Raw genomic sequence first — 21,297 nt, forward strand, 5'->3', positions numbered from 1 at the left:
GGCGGTCACATCTGGTGCAGGGCCGCGAAGACCCGCTCGGTGTAATCGGCCAACCGGCCTGCACAATGCTCGAGCCGCGCGGCGGCCTCGGCGGCGGCCGGCGCGGTGAACACGTCGCGGGCCTTGATATCGCGATGCCAGCGGCGTAGCCGTTCCAGGCTGTGTTCCTCCTCCTCCAGCTCGGCCATCGTGAACTTGCCGGTGCTGATCTCCTTGTCGATCTCGGCGTCGAAGCGGGAGCACTCGGTGAGGAACTCCGCCCACTCCTCGCCACGCTCAGCGGTGAACAAACCCTCCAACCGGGCCGCGTCGGCCTCCTCGCGCCCGGCCGCGTCCAGGACCAGGACCTCGCCGTCGCCGCGACGTGCCAGCTCGATGACCCGGGCGACTCCGTCGGCGAACACCGCGACATCGGGCACCACCCACACGCCCTGACCGATCTGCAACGCCCCGACCCGGCGCAGCTCCCGCCACACCGCCACCCGATGCCGCGACGGCTCGGCCGGTATCCGCACGACCAGCACCAGCCACCGCACCACACCACGCTCATCTGTCACAGATAAAAATGTAACAGCTGTTACTTTGCGGATGGTAGCGGGCTGGGTATCAGAACAGGGTGTCGCGGACCCGCAGCGGCCGGTACCCGGTCGGCCCGAGCTGGGCGAGTTCGGCGTCGATGTCGACCTCGATCGCGCCGAAGAAGTTGATGTTCGCGCTGTGCGCGGGCGAGATGTGGGCCAGGACCTCGTCGTCCACTCGCCGCCCGGCTCGGCGCATCTGATCGACCGCGAGCCCGTAATACTCTGTCGTCCAGGCGATTACTGCATTGGTGGCCAGGGTCAGGCACCATGCCTGTTCGGTCTGGGCTTCCAGGTGGCGGGCGCGGAAGGCTCCTTCGTGGGCGTAGATGAGGTCGCGTTTGAGCGCGTGGATGGATTCGCCCTTGTTGAGCTGGCGAGAGATCTTGCGTCGGTAGTCCGGATCGCTGAGATACCGGCAGGCGTAGATGGTGCGGCGCGCAGCGCCGTATTCCTTCAGTGCCGCGGCGAGGGTGTTCTGTCGGCCCGATGCCGACAGCTTGCCGACCAGCAGGGACGCGGTGGCGTGTCCGAACTTCAGCGATCCGGCCAGCCGCAGTAGGTCGTCGTAGTGCTCGGCAATCAGGTCCAGATTCAGCTTGCGTGTGAGCAGCGGACCCGTGTGTGGGAACCGGGCTTCGACATCGGCGCGCGGGCCCGGCCGGTAGAGAGTGATCTTGCCCAGGTCCCGGATGCGTGGGGAGAGCTGCATCCCGAGCAGATCGAACAACGCGAAGTTCACCAGGGTGACCCCGTGGGTATCGGTCGCGTGTTCGGTGATCGGCAGATCGGTTGCGTTGCCGAGGATTTCGTCGAGCACGTAGTGGGCTTCGCGTCTGGTGGTGACGATCACTTTGGTGCCGTAGGTGGTGTGCTGGTCGGTGACATGGGTATAGGTCGACAAGCCCTGGTCAGCGAAGAATTGCGGCACGGTACGGGCGGTGACCGATTTACCGCGCGTGGGGAACCGCTGCCCGTCCGAGGAGGACAGGGTGCCGGTGCCGAAAACCGCTGTCAGCGGCAGTCTTTGGTGATAGCCGATCAGCGCCAGGTTCGCCGCCCGCAGCGTCTCCTCCCGCACGTACCATTCTTCCGTCCACGTCAGGATGTCGTAGGAGATCCCGGACGCCTCGGACATGCGGGTCAACCCCAGATTGGTCGCCGAGGCCAGCAGCACCGCGATCAGGTTGCGCTTCAATTCCGGGCTGCGGGCGTGCTTACCACCCGCGTGAGTGAAACAGTCCAGGTAACCGGTGCGCTTGTCCAGCTCGATCAGCAGCGACACGATCGGCGCGAACGGCAGCATTTCCGTCAGCTCCGCCTTCAACGCGGTGGCCTCGGTCGGGATGTCCTCCGCGGTCAGCGGCGAGATCACCAGCTCCCCGGCCTCATCCACGCGCACCGGCCCGTCACCTGCGGCCAGGACCTGCTCCAGCTCGCCGACCGCCTGACCCCACTCATCAGTGAGCGCGGCCAGCGCACGAGCCGGATCCCCGGATTTGCCGACCAGGCGGCAGAATTCGCCGCGTTGAGGCTCCCACTGCTGCGGAATGAGCAGATAGGCGGTCGGGTCGGCGTAGCGGCGCGACCCGGGCACGAACACGTCCCCGGTGCGCAGCCCGTCCCGTAATCCGAGCAGCACGCACAGCTCCCAAAAGTGCCGATAGGCCACGGTGTTCCCGCTCTTGCGCGCTTCATCGAGATAGCCGCGCCACTTGGTCGGCACGAATCCCGTTGGTGCGTCGTCGAATACCTTCCGGCGGCCGGTCGCGTTGAGCTCGCGCAACATGTTCACCGCGATCAGCAACTCCGTCGATGCCGTGCCGCCGGCGAAGCGCACCGCCGACAACACCGCCGGAGTGAACTTCCGCAGATACGAATACGACGTATCGAGGGCGGCCAGGTGACCATGATCGCGCGGCAACCGCGGGCGGGCCTGGGCTTTCGCGGCCCGCAACCGCTCCCACCCGACGGCTTCGCCCCGGATCAATCCACCGACGTCCTCATCGGGGATCTGCGGGTCGATGATGATCGAGAGCAGGTCATCGAGCAGCGCTTGCCGGTCTTCGCCGGATTTGCCGCGTTCGGCCAGTTCCTCACGCATCCGGTTCTCGGCGGCACTGAATTTCGCCGACAGCGACTGATCGAACAGCGCCACCACCTCATCGAGCACCTCGGCGGCCGACTGTGCCAGCACCGTCAACAGGATCGGATACCGGCGCTGCGGATCGCGCCGTTCCAGGGCTTGACCGGTCAGGCGGCGGCCCATGGTCGCCAGGAACCGGCGGCGTTCGGCCGGCAACACCGACATGTCCAGGGTGTCCGCGCCCAGGCTGCGCACAAAACCCAGCTTCTCGACCTCGTTGCGCACTGCGGCCGCCGACGCCTCCACCGGGCCGATCGACAGCCACCGCAATCGCGACATCCGGATCGACGCATCGGTGACCAGCAGCCCGTCCAACTCCGCGCATCGTTGCGGCGTCAGCTCGTGCGCGAGCCGGTCGTAGGTCTCCCGTTGTGCCTGCTCGCGCGCGTGCACGATGCGGCGAACGACCGTGTCGGGGCTGGGCCGGATCACCCGCGCCGAGAGCAGTTGGGTCGGCCACGGGCGCAGTGCCCGAGTTGCCTCGGGTCTGTTTCCCGTGGCCGCCCGCCGAACCCGCCGTGCGCCTCTCGACGCAACGGGCTCTCCATGGATGTCATGCCTGTGCGAGTGCTTCGAGTTGTTCCGCCCGAGCGCTCCATGGTGTCGGGATCGTGTAACCCCGCCATCGATATCGCTCGATAACTATTGTCGCAGGGTCATAGAGCACGGTCCCATTGGCGGCTGGCCAATACACCGGGTACCGAGGGTCGGAATACCGGCGTCTCAGATTCGGCCAGCTCATTCGCCGGTGTTTCATTCTCAGCCAATTTCCCACTTCCCGCCACATGTAGTGGCGGAGGTAGCGAAAGGTCGCCGATGAGACACCGTGCCGGAAATACATACACCAGCCCCGAACCACACTGTTCAGGTATTTGAGCAACTCTTCCAGCGGTTTACCGGTTGTCGATCTACTCGTCATGATCCGGACCTTCCCGACGATCGAGTGCAGCGATTTCTTCGACGGGTAGGTATAGATCACTTTCTTTCTGCGGTTCGTTCCCTGCTTCACCCGGCGCTGGATGCGCCAGCCGAGGAAGTCGAACCCGTTGTCGATGTGTACCACGCAAGTTTTCTCCGGTGACAGGGACAATCCCATCGGCCGCAGAACCTCAGCAACCTCGGTCCTGGCCTGTTCGGCGTGATGTTGCCCGCCGTGGACCAGGACCACGAAATCGTCCGCGAAACGGACGAGCCGATAAGTCGCTCTTCCGACACGGTGCAGGTAACTCCGCCGCCTGCCTGGGTATTTACGGCCCACGACGTCGGCGTCCCACTTGTGTTGATAGTGGTCGTCCAGCACCGACAAGGCGATATTCGCCAAAAGCGGCGAAAGAATCCCGCCCTGCGGAGTTCCCGTGTGGGTATCCCGATTCACGCCGTCCTCACCGAGAACCCCGGCTTTGAGGAAGGCTTTGACCAGGGCCAGCACGCGCTTATCTCCGATCCGGCGACGTACCCGATCCATCAGGGCCGTATGGTCGATCCGGTCGAAACACGCCTCGATATCAGCTTCGAGCACCCAATGATAACCCTGGGATCCGAAAAGATGAATCTCTGCGATCGCGTCCTGAGCACGCCTCCGCGGCCGGAATCCATAAGAACTGGACTGGAATCCGGCCTCGAAGATCGGCTCGAGCACCAACTTCAGCGCGGCCTGCATCACTCGGTCCGCTGCCGTCGGTATCCCCAACCGGCGTTTCTTCAGCGGATCGCCTGGTTTCGGGATCAGCTTCTCACGGACCGGTTCGGGATGAAACATTTTGCCCCGCAACTCGACCCGAAGCCTGGACAACAACACCGTCGAATCTTTCGGGATCGCCCGAGGCACAACCCCGTCGACCCCGGCAGTCCGCCCGCCGATGTTGCTGTGAACCCGTTCCCACGCATGCACCAGAAACGCCGGATCACACACCAAATTGTGTAGATCGTCGAACACTCGACCCGCATCGCGGGTCGCCCACAAGTACAGTTTGGCCTGCATCCGTCGTACCCGTGACCAGGCTTCATCGAAGTCCGGCCACGACTCATCCGAGTTCACAGATGGCTCCGTCCATTACAGTTCCTCACCGTTGACATCCACTGGGGCCCTTCCCCATGCACCGGGCTTTCCCCGGCTCGAAGTACTACGGCCCCTCCGCCCCATCCACGTCCCTTCAGCCGACGACGGGCCCGCCCACCGAAACCCGTTGGCTACGAGCCACAATGGGCGAGACAGGATGGTTCCCACGTTCACCGCTATCCATTCGGGACAGGAGGTGGCCGGCTTTGCTCCAGCGGCCTCGTCACGGCTACGCCGCAGACCTTCACCGTGACCTCCCTGTCGGGCATACCAGCCCTCGAGAGAGTTCCCCGACTCGTAATGAGGAGTCGGATACGCGCCGCAAGCCAGCCCAGATCCACCGAGTTCGAGCTGACGGCCTGCTTGAGGAGCTTTATGACACCGGTTCCTCGCGTCCACCTTTGTCCCACGCTCACCGGACCCGCACCATCCGGCAGTGCTGACACGTCCCGGCTTTGTCGGGGCTGCTCCCACCCTCCCCGGCGTCTCCCGGATCAGGCTGCCCCCGGCTACAGCGATCATGCTGCGACACAATCACTTCGGAGTCATTCCACCTCCAATATGGACAGCGGCGCCTCGTGGCGCACGATACTCACACCCCAACCGGAACAACAAGGTCGGCGAATCATGCTCCATCGCCCGCGCCAACAGGAACTCGTCCAGCTCCTTGAGCTCCATCGATCCCCCTGTCCGCCAGCCCAGATACTGCGCCGCCAACCGCAGGTGCTCGGTGCGCGTCTGCGCCCGCTTGCCGTACGAACGGATCAAGTGACGCATCGACTTTCAGCTGTTCGGCCAGCCGTGCCACCGCCACCGGCGGCGCGGCGGCCACCTTGTCCGGGACGAACCCCAGCCACGGCAGTGTGCACAGCGACACCGACAGACCGAGTCGCTCCGCCGGGCCGCGCCCGCGACCAGGCGTAAGGAACGCGATATCGGCCGGGGTGAGCGTGAAGTACCGGTACAACTCCTCGCGGCTGATATCGGGAAACTCCCGCAGACGCGCCAACTCCTCGTCCGCGAACACCTGTATCGCCACGAACCCCGACCTCCACCCGCGCCGACCAACCTCATCGGCAGCCAAGCCAAGCACCAATCCCGTTGCCCCGCAGCCCGAACCGGAAGCCCGGCATCACCGCTGGTCAAGCCATTGTCGTTGTTTTTCGCACGATTACTACCGGGACCCCGATCAGCGGCCGCACTTGCCCCAGTTACAACGATTTCGTACTATATGAAATCGTGAAGTCCGATTTCGTATCATCCGAGCGATCGGCACTGCTGGCGTTACAACGCGCCACCCATGCCACGCTGCACCGGATCAGCACCGAGCTGGTCGATCTCGATATGACCGCCTCCGACCTCAACGCCCTGGCCAATCTCGCCGACGGGCACGCGCGCACCGTCTCCCAGCTGGCCGCCGCCATCGGGGCCCGCCCCACCACCTTGACCAGCGTGCTCGACCGGCTGGAGAAACGCGGCCTGATCAGCCGCACCACCCGCGCCGGCGACCGGCGCTCGGTCCTGATCGAGTTGACCGATACTGGCCGCGCCACCGCCGGCACCATCCGCGACACCTTCACCGCGCTGGAATCCCGCCTGCTCGGCGGCCTGCCGGCGGACGCGATCGCCGGTTTCCACGCGGTGCTGCGCGCCCTGACCGAGGAGAACCGATGACACCCTTCCCGGGACTCGTGGCCGAGGTGACCGCCGACAGTGGGCATTTCGGGCATCGGGAGCACCTGCACCTCACCTACCTCGCCGTCCGCCGCTACGGCACACCCCGGGCGATCGAACTGATCGGCGACGGGATCCGGCGCACCGCCCGCGACAAGGGCGCACCGCAGAAATATCACGCGACCGTCAGCCGGGCCTGGGTCGAACTGGTCGCCCACCACACCCTGGAATCCCCGCCGCGGGACTTCGACGCCTTCCTCGGCGCCAACCCCGCACTACTGGACAAGAGGTTGCTCCTGCGGTTCTACCGACCGGCCACCCTGGCCGGCGCCGCGGCCAGGACCGGCTGGGTCGAGCCCGACCTCACACCGTTCCCGTGGCAGCGCAACGATATTCGATGACCACCGGGCTCAGGGCGGTTGCCGGAGCTCGATCCGATTGCCCTCCGGATCGGTGACCCAGCCGAAGCGGCCGGCGCGGTTGCCTGTTGCCAGTTGCCGTTTCACCGAGATGGATACTCGGACGGGGTCGTAACTTCTGCTGCGGAGGGGCAGGATGTGCCTTGTGTCAAGGGGAAATTCGGCGCCGGCGATTCCGGCCGCCGGCCCGGACGCGACAGAGGGTGGGATATGGAAATCGAGTTGGGGGACGCGGTCGCCGCGCTCCGGGACCAATTGCTGGACGCGGCAGCCCGCGGCGCGGACGAGAATCTGCGATTCGTCGTGGGCCCGGTCGAATTGTCGTTCGAGGTCGAGCTGCATCTGGACACCAAGGTCAAGGGCGGCCTGAAGGCCTATGTGGTCACCGGCGAGATCGAGGCCGGCGCATCGCGGGTTCGCCACCAGAAAGTGACGATCACCTTGACCCCGAAGAATCGAGGCGGCGGCGACATCCTGGTCGGCAGCAGTGATCGGGCCCCGGGACCCGGTCCCGTGTCCGGTCCCCTCGGACGCTGACAACGTCGGGGGAGGAAGACATGCGATGGGATCGAGTGGTCGGAGTGTCGGGCGCCGAGTCGGGGTCGGGGTACGTGATCGCCCCTCGGCTGGTGCTGACATCCGCACACGTCACAGGCGCCGACACGTCCCGGGTGACGGTGTTCCGGCCCGGCCGGGTGGAGATATTCACCGCCACCGTGGTGTGGCGTGGCGTCTCCGCCCACGGCACCGATGCGGCCCTGGCCGAGGTCGACGACCCGGACTGGCCCGAACCGGAGCCCGGGCCGGTGGTGTGGGGGCGGACCGTCACCCACGAACCGGGCATCCGATGCATCACCTGGGGACTGCCGGAGTTCGCGCAGCGGACCGGTCACCCGCTGGAGGTGGCGCAGTCCACCGGCATTCTGAATCCCGGTGACGGCTACGTCGGTGACCGGTATGTCGTGAAACTCGACGGCTTTCCACCGGACGACGGGACCGCGTCACCGTGGCGGGGGATCTCCGGCGCGGCCGTGTTCTGCGGGGACCTGCTGACCGGCGTGGTCGCCGCCGACTCCGCCCACCTGGGTCATTCCGCGCTGGTCGCGGTTCCGGTCTACCTGTTGCTGCACGACCCCGGATTCCGGGCGGCGGTCACACCGTACGGGCTCGGAATCCGTTGCGAGTCGGTCGAATTGCAGGAGCTGATGGACCAGCAGTCCCCGCTGCGCGCCACGGCGGCGAGAACCCCGGCGGGCCTGCTGACCGCACGCCGCGCGGTCGTCCCGTTCCACGGTCGCGACCAGCTGCTGACCGGCCTGCGCGACTGGGCCGCCGAGCCCGGGATCGGAATGTGGTTGCTGCACGGCTCGGGTGGGCAGGGCAAGACCCGCTTGGCGCACTTCTTCGGCGAGGAACTGGCCGCCGCGGGCTGGGCGGTGCTGTGGCTGGACTCCCGGGCCGACCGGGATCGGCTGCGGCGAGCCGGTCAGGTGGTCGGCGCCCCGTTGCTGGTGATCGTCGATTACGCCGAGATCCGCACCCGGCAACTGGCCGACCTGTTCGACGCGCTCACCGGCCGTCCGGGTGGGACGCCGGTGAAGGTGTTGCTGCTGGCCCGGGTAGGCGGGGAATGGCTGCAACACCTCTCCGTCGGTAGCGACAGTGCGGCCGAAATTCTCAGCGGGGTGCGGACCACGGCGTTGGAACCCCTGGACACCACCGCCGCAGCCCGGCGGGAAACCTACCGGGACGCGATCCGCGCCTTCGCCGCCGCACTACCCGCTCTCGACGTCCCCGGCCCGGCCGATACCGACTGGACCGGCGTCGCCGACGCTGTCGCCGCACGCCCGGTGCCGGAATTCGGCTCGGAAACGACCGTGCTGGGAGTACAGATGGCAGCGCTGGTCGAACTCCTCGACGCCACGGTGCCCACGGCCGCCGTGGAGTCGGCGGGGCTGCGCGGCCTGGAGGATCAGGTGCTCGCTCACGAGTACCGCCACTGGGACACCAACACCGATCGCGGTGTGGCCAAGCTCGGCCTGGCCACGTTGAAAGACTTGATCGCTGTCACCATCGTGCTCAAACCGCAGACCTTCGAGGACTTGGACGCAGTGCTGACCCGCGTGCCGGAAGTGGCCGCCGAACGTGTGGTGCCGAGTATCGAGGTGCGGGACTGGTTGACGAGCTTGTATCCGGGGCAGACCGCGGGGGTGTTCGGCGGATTGGCGCCGGACCGGCTGGCCGAGCAGTTGGTGGGGCGGCTGATGCTCGACCGCACCCGCCCGTGCCTCATCGAAACCGTCGCGACCAGCGGCACTCTCACCGAGACCGAGACCGAGCACCTGCTCAGTGTCTGCGTGCGCGCCGCCGCACACCATACTCTCACCCCGGCCGCCGGTGAGCGACTCACCGCATGGTGCACGAATCACCCGAATGTCTTGATGCCGGCCGCGATTCGCGTGGCGACGCACGTCGAGGCGCCCGCTCCGCTGCTGGCCGCCTTCGATCACCTCACCAGCGATCCCGACGTCGGCACGACCGCCCTCGCCCAGCTGTACGACAGCTTTCCCGACCGCACCCAGGTGCTCGCCCCGGTCGCCGCGTCGGTGGCCCGCGCCCTGGTCGAACGCCGTCGCCGCACCAGCCCCACATCAGAGGATCGGAGTCTGCTGGCGGGTAGTCTGAACAACCTCGCGATCCGGTTGGGCACACTGGGCCGGCACGAAGAGGGGCTGGCCGCCGCCACCGAGGCCGTCGACCTCTACCGGGCGCTGGCCGCCGACGACCCCGGCACCTACCTGCCCGATCTCGCGGCCGGCCTCAACAATCTCGCGGTCCCGCTGGGTGAAATGGACCGCCGGGAAGAAGGACTGCGCGGCGCCACCGAGGCCGTCGACATCTATCGCACACTGGCCGCCGACGATCCGGACGCCTACCTGCCGAAAGTCGCGATGAGCGTGAGCAACCTCGTCGTCGATCTGCGTGATGCGCACCAGCGGGACAAGAGGCTGGCCGCCGCCACCGAGGCAGTCGACCTCTATCGGAAGCTCGCCGCCGACGACCCCGGCACCTACCTGCCCGATCTCGCGGCCGGCCTCAACAATCTCGCGGTCCCGCTCAGTGAAACGGGCCGCCGTGCGGAAGGGCTGGGCGCCGCCACCGAAGCCGTCGAACTCTACCGGAAACTCGCCGCCGACAATCCCGATGCCTACCGTCCCGATCTCGCGGCGAGCCTGAACAACCGCGCTGTCCAGCTGGGCGGAGTGAACCGCCGGGACGACCAGCTGATGGCCGCCACCGAAGCCGTCGAACTCTACCGGACACTGGCCGCCGGCAACCCCGGCGCCCACCTGCCCAGCCTTGCGATGACCGTGACCAACCTCGCCGCAGCTCTCGGTGAGACGGGTCGGCGGAAGGAGGGGCGGGCCGCCGCCACCGAGGCTGTCGACCTCTATCGCCGACTGGCCGAACACAATCCGCCGGTGGCAGCGATCGGCATGCCGCGCGCACAGCGCGTGCTGACCCGATTGCAGGAATGAACCGGATCGCGAGAAAGCCGGCGCGGGGAATGCACATTCGAGTACGGAAGGTGATGGAGATATGAGCGACAAGGGCGGGGATCCACTGTGGCAGCCCGATGAATCGGGCGCATCGCAGACGTCGGAAAACAACCTGGACGATCCCGTGGCCTCGTCTTCGTTGTTGATCCGGAAAGTGATACACACCCAATGGTTCGTGGCAGACGATCCGATCAATCGTCCACTGACCGGAAATCTGAACTACACCGTCACCGAGCTGCGCGAAAAGATCGCTCGGGTCGAGCCGTCGGAGCAGCCGATTCCGGTCCGGCTCAGAGGAGTGTTCTCCCCGGCGGTACTCCTGAGCCCCGGATGGTGGGAAAGGTCTCGCGTGAAGAAGGAGACCTCCGGTGAATGGGCCGACTACATCCAGCGCTGGACGTATACGGGATTCGACGAATGGGGGCCCTCCTGGGACTTCACGAGCAATTCGGCGGACGAGTCGCCATATTTTCTCGGACAACTCGGAGAGGGCGACGAGGTCAACTCGATCCTGGTGGTGGCCGTCAAGGAATGCACACAGCGCGTCAGGAGCGAGGCGAACAGCCTGCTCGTCGACCGCCGGAACCTGGCCTACCCCGCCGTCGTGAACGGTTTACTCTGCCACCGTGACTACTTCGGCAGGCGCGATCCGGAACTGGCGAGCATCCTCGGAAGTGGACTGCCGAAGGACTTCAGCTATTGCCTGCTCCTGAATTCGGACAGACACGGGATAACTCCCGTGGAGAACAATGCGGATTACTATTCCGGTTACCTCTGGCAGTTCTTGTGGGCCAGCCGGAAGGCGACCGAGAAAGACACTCCCATGCTGAAGGACTGCTACATCATCTGGGAACACACCGATCTCACCAAATCCAGTGTCATCGATTACAACCTGGACGGCCTCGACCACAAGGCGAAGTACCTCGCCGATCGCGTCGGCCCGCTCGAGGTGCTCCAGAAATCCGCTCGGCTGGTCGGCGGCGAACCCCTCCTGAGCTATTCCGAATTCCAGCAACTCCTGATCGACCGCGACCACCGACCGAAAACGAGCTAGGCATGGAATCACACGAGTCGATCGCGGTCGTCCTGGTCGACACCACCGGCACCATTCGATACTGGAGTGCCGGTGCGACAACACTTTTCGGCCATCCCGACGCGGTCGGCCAGACCCTCGACGTCATCGTTCCCGACGAATTCCGGGCGCAGCACTGGTCCGGATTCCGCAAGGCGATGGAGACCGGCGAGGCGGCGAGTTCCGGCGGCAGGTTCAACATCCCGATCCGATGCGCGGACGGCCGGGCCCGCAGCTTCCCCGGGACCTTCTCGCTGCTGTGCGACGGCCACGGCCGAGCCATCGGCGGGGTGGGGACCTGGTCACAGCGCACCGGCGACGAGGAGCCGTTCACGCCGATCACCCACCCCGCCTGAGCGGCCCCGCCCGTGGGCCGGTGGGCCCGGCCTACCGTGGGCCGGTGTGCCGGGTCGTCACCGGGCGGCCTCGGCGCATTCCACCGCTGCCCGGCCCATGATCCGGCCCAACTCGGTGTACGCCGCGAAATGGTCCTCGGTGAACCACTGGTCCGCGGTCGGATCGTGGGGGAAGCTGTCGTTCGACGCGGCGTAGGTGAGCAGCCATTCCGGACACCCTTCCCACACCACGGCTTTCGCGAAGACGAGCAGGCCCTCGCCGGTGTCCAGGCCTGCGGCCGCGGGGTAGCTGATCCGGCCGGCCACCACCGTTCCCTTCGTGAGCCGGCGGTTCAGGCGGGCCAGGGGGTGGCCGTCGCCGAAGGGCGTTCCGGAACCGGGGGCGATGGCGTCGACGGCGTAATCACCCTCGTCGTCGAGTGTGATCGTCACGCCCAGTTCGTATTCCGCCAGTCGCATCGCGTCGCTCAGCCCGGTCAGCAGCGGCGGGGTATCGCCGCCGCCGTCGATGCAGAAGATCAGTCCGCAGCGGCGGCGCAATGCCTCCACCAGCCCGAGATTCTCGTAGTGACCGCCGTCGGTGACCTGGACCAGCCGCGCGTCCCCGTAGTTCAGGCCGAACAATTCGCGGTAGAAGTATCCGGCGCCCCGGATCCTGGGCAGAAATTTCTGCCACGGCGTCTCGTTGTCGATCGGATCCGCGCAGTTCCCCTTCGCGGCGCAGACCAGGGTGGCGACGAAGTTCGGGTTGGGCAGCCAGGTGCCCAGCCGGGCCCCCGATACCGCCAGCAGTTTCTGGAATCCGCGATTCTTCCGGCCCATCGCCGAAGCGAACGCCGCGCCGCTGACCGCCATCGCGGCCTCGACGGTGAGGTCGCGTTTGATTCGTGGCGGCACCACGTCGAGCAGTGCGGCGGTCCGCAGCCAGCCGAGTTCCGGACCGCCGATATGGTCGGCGCTCAGCACATAGGACACCGCATTCAGGCCGGGCGCCGGTTTCGCGTCGCCGCCGAGTGTCGCCGCGGCGGCGAAGACGAAACGCGGCCCACCGGCGGGGACGCTGCCGAGTTCGTGCAACCACGTCCATTCGTCGGCGCCGTAGCATTCGGCGCGCCACTGCCGGGTGCCCGGCGCGGGCGGTATCCGCCGGACGGCGAAGGTGCGGGCCAGCCGGGTCCGGTAGAACGGGTGCAGGCTCAACGACGTGACATCCACCAGGCCGAAGGACAGCACCGTCAGCAGCAGGACCACGAACCACAGTTCCCAGTAGGGCACCCGGTCGATGTCCACGGTGTGCCCGTCGCCGGTCACCCGCCCGAACACGCCGGCCGCGAAGCTGCCCAGCAGGAGCAGCCACACCAGCAGCAGCACGGCGAGGGTCACCAGCACCAGCGTCAGCCACAGCACGCTCGGCGGCAGCACCCGTTTCCACCACGACGGCTCGGCCGCCGCCCCGAGCGGGAACGCGGTGCGCTTCTTCCAGGCCATCGCCGCGATCGCCGCGACGTAGTTCAGGCCCACGACACCGGTGAGGGTCGCCACCGTCTTGCCGACGTGCTGGCCGGCGGGGACGCTCACCGTCGAACAGAACCGCATCAGCCCCGGCAGTCCGGCGATCACCACCAGGATCGCCAGCGCGAACACCACGCTGGCGCGGGCCGAGTGCGATACCGCGGCCCGGGTGCGCTCACTCGACGAAACGCATTCCACCAGAATCGCCCACAGCGTCAGCAGCCCCGCGCCGACGGCGAAGAACACCACCGCGCCCCACGACGCCGGATGCGGTACCAGCGCGGCCGGATATCGCTGCGGATGCGCCGGATCGATGGCGATATCGGCGGGTACGGGAACGAGTACGGCGAACGAGAAACACGGCAGCGCCAGCAGATAACCGGCCACCGCACCCAGGACGACGGCCGGGGTGAACAGGATGATCATCGACGCGAGCAGATTCCGGAGCACTTCCCACAGTGCCCGGATCAGTCCCGTCGGCGAGTCCGCGATATAGCTCGAGTGCCGGCGGAAATAGTCGAACTCCGGTGATCCCTGCTCGAATCGCTGTGACAGCAGCGGTGATTCGGCGCTGCCCGGCGATCGCTGCACGGCCAGCAGCCGGGCCCCGGCGCTGTAACCGCCGCCCGATACCGAGATCACGTAGTCGGCGGTGTCGAGCAGCCGGGCCCGCGGATCCGGCGGCGGGGCCAGCGCCGGGGCCTTCGAGAATTCCTGCATGACGCCCATCGCGACGCACGCCGACCGCACGCCGCCGCCGGACAGGCAGATGGCTTGTACCGGTTCGGGTTTGCGGTTCTCGATGACGGCTTCGGCGCCGGGGACGTTGTAGGCGCGGCGCCAGCTGTCCTGTTCGGCGCCGCACCGCGCGACCGGCAGCGCGGCCCCCACCCAGACTCGATCCCACCACGGCGGTGTGTGCCCGCGGGTCCGTCCCCGCTCGTAACCGGCCCGCAGCGCTCGCACGCCGATCCCGGCGACCGCGGGAATCCCGCCGATCATCACCAGCAGCACGGTGGACCACCTGATCGTCGCCGTCGCCGCCGTCGCGATGACCAGCGGCGCCGGATTCGGCCGCCAATGCAGCGTCCAGTACAGCAGTGCGTCCTCCACCAGGCCCGCGACCAGCGCGACCCCGACCGCGGTGAGCACACAGCCGGACGCGGTCCGCCCGAACCGGGAGATCGCCCACAGCCGGAACAGCCACGCGCACCCGCCGAGCACCAGCCCGCCGCCGACCACCACCGCGACATCGGCGGGCAGGGCCGCGGGGAGGTGCTGCCGGACGGTGTCGATCCATTCCGGGGCCGGCCCGGTGGGATCGCCCCGATCACGGTAGGCGTACCGGGCGAGATCGGCGAGTTGCGCGGCCCGCAACCGCGATCCGGTCAACGCCGCGCCGGTCACGATCGCCGCGAGGGCGAGTCCCGTCCGGGCGCTGCGGGGGACGGTCCGGCGGGGCGTCGCCGCCGCACCCGGTGCGCCATCGTCGTGCATGCGCCCTCCTCCTGGACCGCCCCGCGAGGACGGCCGGGGTGTGCACTGGACATCAATTCGGTGGCGAAAACGGGAGAGTTCTCTTCGACCGCTACCGGCCCCTACTGCGATCCCTCGCGCGAGCCTATCATGTGAATTAGATCACATCAGTATGCGCGACTCAACGGATATACCCGCACGACCGGCGCGCCGGGCACGAATCGACATTATCGAGGAATTCGAAGTGGCGCCCGGGAATCCGACGCCGGTAGCAGCCTCCCGACACTGTACCGGCGCCTCGGCAGACGACGTTCCGGAGGGAGAACAGCATCGTGGCCACGAGAAAGGATCGTCTCGATCGGCAGGACCCGCTGGCACTGCACTACGACTATTCCCAGCTGAATCTCGCCGATCTGCTGCGCGCTCGCGACGCCTACCATTTCCATCTGATGAACAAGGCGAATGTCATCGGCACCGCCATCGGATATTATCTCGTCCGCGACGACGGCGATCGGACGGGCCGATCGGTAAAACCGAACTCCCGCACCGTAAATCGGATCCGGACGTTCGGGAATTCCTCGGTCCGCGACTATTCATGGCCGTGTGTGCTGGTGCTGGTCTCGCGGTGGGAGGACGAGGAGGAATTCTCCGCCGGCGGCAGATACAGTCCGGCACAGCTGGTTCCGAAGACATTGTTCCTGCCGGACGGGCAGGCGGTGCCGGTCTGCGTGGTGCAGGCCGAACCGGACCTCACGCCCGAGCCCGCGCGCTCGGCGCCGCCGGAGGTGCGGCCCGCCTGGAAGCTGGGCGGCGGGATGCCGCTGCGGGTGTTCTCCCAGGGTGTCGACCATCTCGCCACCGCCGGCTGCCTGGTCGGCGACGGGCACTACCTGTACGCGCTGACCGCCGCGCACGTCTGCGGTGACCCGCAGACCCCGGTGACCAGCATGCTCCGCGGCGGTCCGGTGCCGGCCGGTCACAGCGACCGCACGGTCGGCTGTATCGACTTCGCGACGGTCTATCCCGATTTCCCCAGCCGCCGCTCACTGTCCTCGGTGGACGCCGGGCTGATCCGGCTCGACGACGCCAATGCCTGGACCAGCAACATCTACGGCCTACCGCCGTTGGGGCCGATCGAGGACGTGCACGAGCGGAACGTGTCGCTGCGGATCATCGACCGCCGGGTGGTCGGTCACGGCGCCGCCTCGGGCCTGCTGAGCGGCCGCATCAAGGCCCTGTTCTATCGCTACCGGTCGGTCGGCGGTTTCGACTACATCGGCGATTTCCTGATCAGCCCCGAGGGCGCGAGCACCCGGCACGGCGATTCGGGCATGGTCTGGTGTCTCGACCTCACCCAGGAACGCGCGGGCGGGCCGCCGGCGCCCCTGAAGAACCGGGACCTGCGTCCGCTGGCGATGGAATGGGGCGGCCAGCCGCTCGTCGACGGTCACCGGCGTTCCACCTTCGCCGTGGCCACCAACCTCAGCACCGTGTGCCGGCTGCTGAATGTCGAACTGGTCAACGACATTTCGCGCGGTGTCAGCGGATATTGGGGACGCGTCGGGCATTACAGCATCGCCACCTTCGCCACGCAGCTGGTCGAGAATGCCACCCTGAAGGCATTTCTGACGCAGAACCTGGACCTGCTGAGCTTCGATCTCGACACCGTCGGCGGTGGTGCCACCCTGGAGAAACTGCTCGCCGATCGGGAGAAGACCGGTGAATTCGTCCCGGCCGCCGACGTCCCCGACGAGATCTGGAAGAAGCGGCCGCCGCCGGCCAGGAACGGCCGGGTCGGCGGACGCGACGACCGCGGCACGCCGTTCGGCAGTGACGGGCCCGAACATCCCAACCACTACGCGGACATCGACGACCCGTACCCGCCGACGAATTCGACCTGGCGGCAGCAGTGCCTCGACGATCCGGACGGCAACATCACCGCCGACGCCTGGCAACGCCACTACACCGACATCGCGCAATACTGTCAGGACAACGGCGAGAACGATCTGGCCCAGCAGTATCGCGACCCGCTGCACCAGGGCCTGCTCCCGCTGCGGGTCTGGCAGCTGTTCGAGGTGATGGTGTCGCTGCTGCACCGGCGCGACATTCCCGGATTCCTCACCGCCGCAGGCGTGTGCGCGCACTACGTCGGCGACGGATCACAGCCGCTGCACGGTTCGGTCCTGGCCGACGGTGATCCGCGCCGGCTCACCGACCGGCTCGACGCGCGCGGCCACCCGGCGAAGTTCGGCGAGGGTTCGCACAGCGCCTACGAATCCCAGATGGTGACCCGGAAGGCGAGCGACCTGATGGAACTGATCACCGGCAAGCTGCCCGTCCGGCACGGTCTGCCGCTGTGCCACAGCGGCAAGGACGCCGCGCACGCGACACTGACGCTGATGGACGGTGTCGCCGGGGTCCTGCCGCCCCGGACCATCCTGGAATGCTTCGAGAAACATCTCGACGATGGCCGGGTCCACGTGTCGACCCTCGACGCCATGTGGGAGGAACTCGGCGATCAGACCGCCGACGTGATGCTGCGCGGCGCCTGCGCCCTCGCCATGATCTGGGAGTCGGCCTGGGCCGCCGGAGCCGGCGACACCGTCGGCGCGGAGCAACTCGGCGCGCTCGACCCCGCCGAGGTCCAGCGCTGTTACACCGATCCGCATTTCGCGCCGTCGCTGACCCTCGCCGGAATCGGGCCCGAACTACGGGATCCCGGAGACCCGCCACCATCGTGACCGGCGGCTCAGGCGAACCACACCGCAACGGTGTCGCGGACGAAGGAGCTGATGCATTCGATGGTGGGACCGGAGAGGATCTCGCCGACGAAGTAGATGCCGTCGCGGCCCTGGACGGCTTCCACCCGATCGAACCAGCCGTCGCGCACGGCGGCCGCGCTGGGGTAGGCGGGCCATTCGGCGATGGTCTCGGCGAGCAACTCCGGCTCGTCGAACAGGAACAGGGTGTCCCTGGCGACGGCCCAGGCCTCGGCGTCGGTGACCGAGGTGTCGGAGTTGCTGAAACACACCCAGTTCCGGCCGGGGTGCTGTTTGTTGGCCGCGGTGATGCGGTGCAGCGCCTGATCGGGGTCGGTGTCGGTGTAACTGCCGTAGGGGTCGATCACCCAGAAGCCCAGTGGCTCCGGCGATCCGGGGCGGCGCGGGAACGCGATCGGCTCGGCGCCGGCCCGGACGAGGTAGCTGCGGGTCCAGGCCCGCGGGCAGTTGCGTTCGGCGAAGAGGTCGCGAATTTCGCTGTCGGGGAACACTTCCCGGATCTGGGACGGCCGGCCGGTCATGACGACACGGGCACAGTCCCGGGAGTGTTCGCGGCCGTCCGCTCGCCAGGTCACCCGAACCGCTTCGGGGCCGAGCGATTCGATGCGGGTCACCCGGGCGCGCAGGGTGACGGCGAGCCCGTGGTCGTCGGCGATCCGGCGCAACAGGGTGCGGAACCCGCCCGGGAAGCCGAGGCTGACCGGCCGCCGGGAGCCGATCTGCGCCACCAGCGACGGCGGCATCCGTTGCAGCAGCGCCGCCCGGTCCGCCGGATACAGCGACAGCAGCATCTTCGCCAGCTGCGAGACGTGCCCGTTGATGTGCGCGTTGATATTGATGACGGTCTCGGCGGGCTGGCGCGGCCGCCGCATGTTGGCGTACAGCACGAGCCCCTGCAGGATCTCGCCGACCAGCGGCGCATGCCTGGCCCGGTAGCTCTCCCAGGTCTCGCCGGGAATCCGGTCGAAGGCCAAGCCGGCCATGCCCGGTCCGCTGCGCTCCCGGCGGGCCCGCTCGATGATGGTCCACGCCGTGGTCAGCTGGTCGGCGGCCTGCTCGGCGGTCAGGGTGGACAGCAGCGGCACGAAGTGCGGCGGCACGGCCTGCTGCGGTCCGCCGGACGGCGAACGGGCGACGAAATGCAGGATCTCCGGCTGGGTGGGCACGGGGTGCCTGGTGATCAGTTCGTGGATGGCGGTGTCCGCCATATCCGCTCCGAAATCCTGCTGCACGATGAGATGCGCCTGGAAGTCGTAGACTTCGCCGTCCGCCTCGGCGGTCCGGCACAGTCCACCGAGTTCCGGCGACGCCTCGAGGATCTCGACATCGCGGTACCCCAGGTCGTGCAGCTTCGCCGCGGTGAGAATACCGCTCTGGCCCGCCCCGACGACACAGATGGGCGCCCCACGGTCCATGGCGGCTCCTCGCTCGCAGTCCGTCCCCAGTATGACCGCGAATCGCCGCCCGCACAGTCGAATTCGCCGCTTCCGATGCGGACGGCGAGCCGCCGGGGCCGCCGGTCGGCGCGGAGCGGCCGCGCACCCCGGGAAAAGCTGTTGGCGGCTCGTGGCGGACTCTGCTACCTTTCCGGTGGCCGTGCGAGAGAACGAGGAGGTGGTACCCGTGAACGCTGTATCGACATGGGTGCTCTCCTCCGGGGTCACGGTCGGGCGGTAGGTCGTCCGGGAGCGCCTTTTCACGCGCATTCCCGAAAGGCACGACCATGCATTTCACCTCCGAGCAGTGCCTCGCCGACGGCGTCCTCGAACGCGGTTTCACCCTCGGCGACATCCCCGGCATCCTGTGGACGCCCGCCGCCACACCGGCCCCGCTGCTCCTGCTCGGCCACCCCGGCGGACTGGGCACGATGTATCCGCGGCTGGCGGACCGGGCCCGGGCCGCCGCCGCGCAGGGCTTCGCCGCGGCCACCATCGAACTCCCCGGCAGCGGCGACCGGCCGCGGTCCGCCGAGGCCGACCGGGCCCGCGCCGACCTGCGCCGGGCGCTGGCCGCCGGTGAGCCGGTCGACGAGATCGTCGACCGGCTGGTCCTCCCGCTGGTGGACCAGGCCGCCCCGGAATGGCAGGCCGCCCTCGACGTGCTGCTGGCACTGCCCGAACTCGAGGGGCCGGTGGGGTTCGCGGGTGGATTGATCTCCGTCGCCGTCCGGCTGGCGGTGACCGAGCCGCGCATCGCGGCCGCGCTCCTGTTCGCCGGAAGTTTCGTGCCGCGCAGCATGTTCGAGGAGGCCCGGCGGATCACCATCCCATTGCACGTCCTGTTGCAATGGGACGATGAGGGCAACGACCGGCAGCTGGCCCTGGATCTGTTCGACGCCTTCGGTTCCGAGGAGAAGTCCCTGTCCGCCAATATGGGCGGGCATATCGGCGTCCCGCCGTTCGCGGGGGAGGAGGGCAACCGGTTCCTGGTCCGGCACCTGAGATGACCGGTCAGTATCCCGCGGTGGTGAGGCGATGGTCCGCTTCGAGCACCATCCACCCACTCAGCTGTACCGAGAGGTCGCGGCTCAGACCGGCCGAGGAGTCGTCGGCCGGCGGCGGGAAGGTGCCGGAGTACTCCGGCACCGTCACCGCGCGGGTCCAGTCCGCGCCGAACAGCGGGAGCCCGTCCACCTCGGCGCGGTGCTCCCAGGCCGCCCGCGCGGAGGCGTGCACGATGTGCGCGGCGGTGGTATCGCCCAGGGACAGTGCGGCTTCGGCGAGATAGCGGGCGAGGATGCCCATGAACAGCCCGGAGTCGTTCCCGCCGCCCGCGGTGATCACCCCGTTCTCGGTCATCCGGGCGGCGGTGGCGGCGACCAACTCCGCCGCCCGGCGGCGATGCGCCGATTCGCCGGTGCGCCTTGCCAATTCGACCTCGAGGCCGATGGCCACACCCTGGCAGTAGGTGAGCAGGACCCGGTCGACCGTCCCGCCGGGCTCGTGCAAGCCGTCGAAGATCAGCCCGCTGCCGGGTTCGCGTAGTCGGGTGTTCAGGAATTCGGCGAGCTGCCCGGCGCGCGGCAGTTCACCCAGGCGCGCCATCGCGATTCCGGCCGGGCCGACCGCGGAGGTGGAGTAGTAGTCGTTGCCGGATTTCCACGGGACGGCGCCGACGGCCGGGTTCCAGCCGTCGATCAGGGCGGTCCGCAGATCACCGAGCGCGGCGCCGAACCGGACATCGAGCAGCCGGTCGGCGCGTTCGAGCGCCAGGATCAGCCACGACATGTCGTCGTAGTACGAGTTGGTCCAGCCGGTGATGTTGCGGGCCCGGATACCGTGTGCGAGCGCCGCGATCCGGTCGATGCGCTCCGGTGTGCGCGCGCGGGCCGCGGCGTCGACGGCACAGTCGAGCAGGTGGGCCTGCCACCAGTAGCACCATCGGGCCGGCAGGAAATGGTCCACGATCGACGCCGGCCAGGTGAGCGCCCCCAGCTGCATCCGGGGCCACTCCCAGAGCGTGTGCACATACCGTTCGACGACGGCCCGTTCCGCCAGATCCGCACGCGCCCCGGCCTGTTCGGGCCCGGTGGACGGCGTGCGCGTGATCATCGCCGCCTGCGTCGGCTCCGCCAAGGCGGTCAGTGCGACCGCGACACCGGCCGCGATCAGCGCACCGCGCCGCCCGATCCGCGCGTTCCGGCGATCCATCCGATCGGACTCCTT

The 21,297-nt window shown here is 67.9% G+C and carries 13 protein-coding genes and 2 pseudogenes; 8 read left to right on the forward strand and 7 right to left on the reverse strand.

What is annotated here, in order from left to right; translation table 11 throughout:
- Positions 1-5 precede the first annotated feature (5 nt).
- From LBW94_RS06315 to LBW94_RS44190, 4 genes and pseudogenes are all read right to left on the reverse strand, one after another.
- Positions 6-557, reverse strand: coding sequence for a Chromate resistance protein ChrB (locus tag LBW94_RS06315; protein WP_225060817.1), 552 nt, complete (start codon positions 555-557; stop codon positions 6-8).
- Between the two features lie 49 nt (positions 558-606).
- Positions 607-3,171: pseudogene (locus LBW94_RS06320) on the reverse strand (Tn3 family transposase); the annotation flags it as partial.
- Positions 3,172-3,277: 106 nt separating this feature from the next.
- The gene (ltrA, locus tag LBW94_RS06325; RefSeq protein WP_266270024.1) at positions 3,278-4,762 is read right to left on the reverse strand and encodes a group II intron reverse transcriptase/maturase; all 1,485 of its coding nucleotides are present in this window, start codon (positions 4,760-4,762) and stop codon (positions 3,278-3,280) included.
- Between the two features lie 609 nt (positions 4,763-5,371).
- A pseudogene (locus tag LBW94_RS44190) lies at positions 5,372-5,822 on the reverse strand (DUF4158 domain-containing protein); the annotation flags it as partial.
- A gap of 200 nt (positions 5,823-6,022) precedes the next feature.
- On the opposite strand from LBW94_RS44190, the gene LBW94_RS06340 reads away from it, so the two are divergent.
- The 6 genes from LBW94_RS06340 to LBW94_RS06365 all read left to right on the forward strand — a co-directional run bounded on the left by LBW94_RS06340 (position 6,023) and on the right by LBW94_RS06365 (position 11,864).
- Complete coding sequence (locus tag LBW94_RS06340) at positions 6,023-6,457, forward strand: MarR family winged helix-turn-helix transcriptional regulator (protein ID WP_225060231.1); 435 nt, start codon at positions 6,023-6,025, stop codon at positions 6,455-6,457.
- Complete coding sequence (locus LBW94_RS06345; protein ID WP_225060230.1) at positions 6,454-6,858, forward strand: hypothetical protein; 405 nt, start codon at positions 6,454-6,456, stop codon at positions 6,856-6,858. The genes LBW94_RS06340 and LBW94_RS06345 overlap by 4 nt, the downstream gene beginning before the upstream one ends.
- A 228-nt stretch (positions 6,859-7,086) precedes the next feature.
- The gene (locus tag LBW94_RS06350) at positions 7,087-7,413 is read left to right on the forward strand and encodes a trypco2 family protein (protein WP_225060229.1); all 327 of its coding nucleotides are present in this window, start codon (positions 7,087-7,089) and stop codon (positions 7,411-7,413) included.
- A gap of 20 nt (positions 7,414-7,433) precedes the next feature.
- Entirely contained in the window at positions 7,434-10,415 is a 2,982-nt protein-coding gene (locus LBW94_RS06355; protein WP_266270034.1) for a tetratricopeptide repeat protein, read from the forward strand.
- Positions 10,416-10,476: 61 nt separating this feature from the next.
- Positions 10,477-11,490 carry a hypothetical protein gene (locus LBW94_RS06360; RefSeq protein WP_225060227.1) on the forward strand — a complete coding sequence of 338 codons (1,014 nt, stop codon included), beginning with the start codon at positions 10,477-10,479 and terminating at the stop codon, positions 11,488-11,490.
- A gap of 2 nt (positions 11,491-11,492) precedes the next feature.
- Entirely contained in the window at positions 11,493-11,864 is a 372-nt protein-coding gene (locus LBW94_RS06365; protein ID WP_225060226.1) for a PAS domain-containing protein, read from the forward strand.
- A 57-nt stretch (positions 11,865-11,921) separates the two neighbouring features.
- Here the strand turns inward: LBW94_RS06365 and LBW94_RS06370 are convergent, their stop codons facing one another.
- A complete protein-coding gene (locus LBW94_RS06370; RefSeq protein ID WP_225060225.1) occupies positions 11,922-14,873 on the reverse strand; it encodes a hypothetical protein in 2,952 nt (983 codons plus the stop codon).
- 311 nt (positions 14,874-15,184) lie between these two features.
- Between LBW94_RS06370 and LBW94_RS06375 the strand changes: the two genes are divergently transcribed.
- Positions 15,185-17,593 (forward strand): hypothetical protein, encoded by a 2,409-nt coding sequence (locus tag LBW94_RS06375; RefSeq protein ID WP_225060224.1) that lies wholly within the window; start codon positions 15,185-15,187, stop codon positions 17,591-17,593.
- An 8-nt stretch (positions 17,594-17,601) separates the two neighbouring features.
- On the opposite strand, the gene LBW94_RS06380 is transcribed toward LBW94_RS06375, so the two are convergent.
- On the reverse strand, positions 17,602-19,047 hold the full coding sequence (locus LBW94_RS06380; protein WP_225060223.1) for an FAD-dependent oxidoreductase: 1,446 nt from the start codon (positions 19,045-19,047) through the stop codon (positions 17,602-17,604).
- Between the two features lie 308 nt (positions 19,048-19,355).
- On the opposite strand from LBW94_RS06380, the gene LBW94_RS06385 reads away from it, so the two are divergent.
- A complete protein-coding gene (locus LBW94_RS06385) occupies positions 19,356-20,078 on the forward strand; it encodes an alpha/beta hydrolase (protein WP_225060222.1) in 723 nt (240 codons plus the stop codon).
- A 4-nt stretch (positions 20,079-20,082) separates the two neighbouring features.
- Here the strand turns inward: LBW94_RS06385 and LBW94_RS06390 are convergent, their stop codons facing one another.
- Complete coding sequence (locus LBW94_RS06390) at positions 20,083-21,282, reverse strand: glycoside hydrolase family 76 protein (RefSeq protein WP_225060221.1); 1,200 nt, start codon at positions 21,280-21,282, stop codon at positions 20,083-20,085.
- Between the last annotated feature and the right edge of the window lie 15 nt (positions 21,283-21,297).

Origin of the sequence: Nocardia sp. alder85J (genome assembly GCF_020176955.2) — a bacterium.
Classification (GTDB): Bacteria; Actinomycetota; Actinomycetes; order Mycobacteriales; family Mycobacteriaceae; genus Nocardia.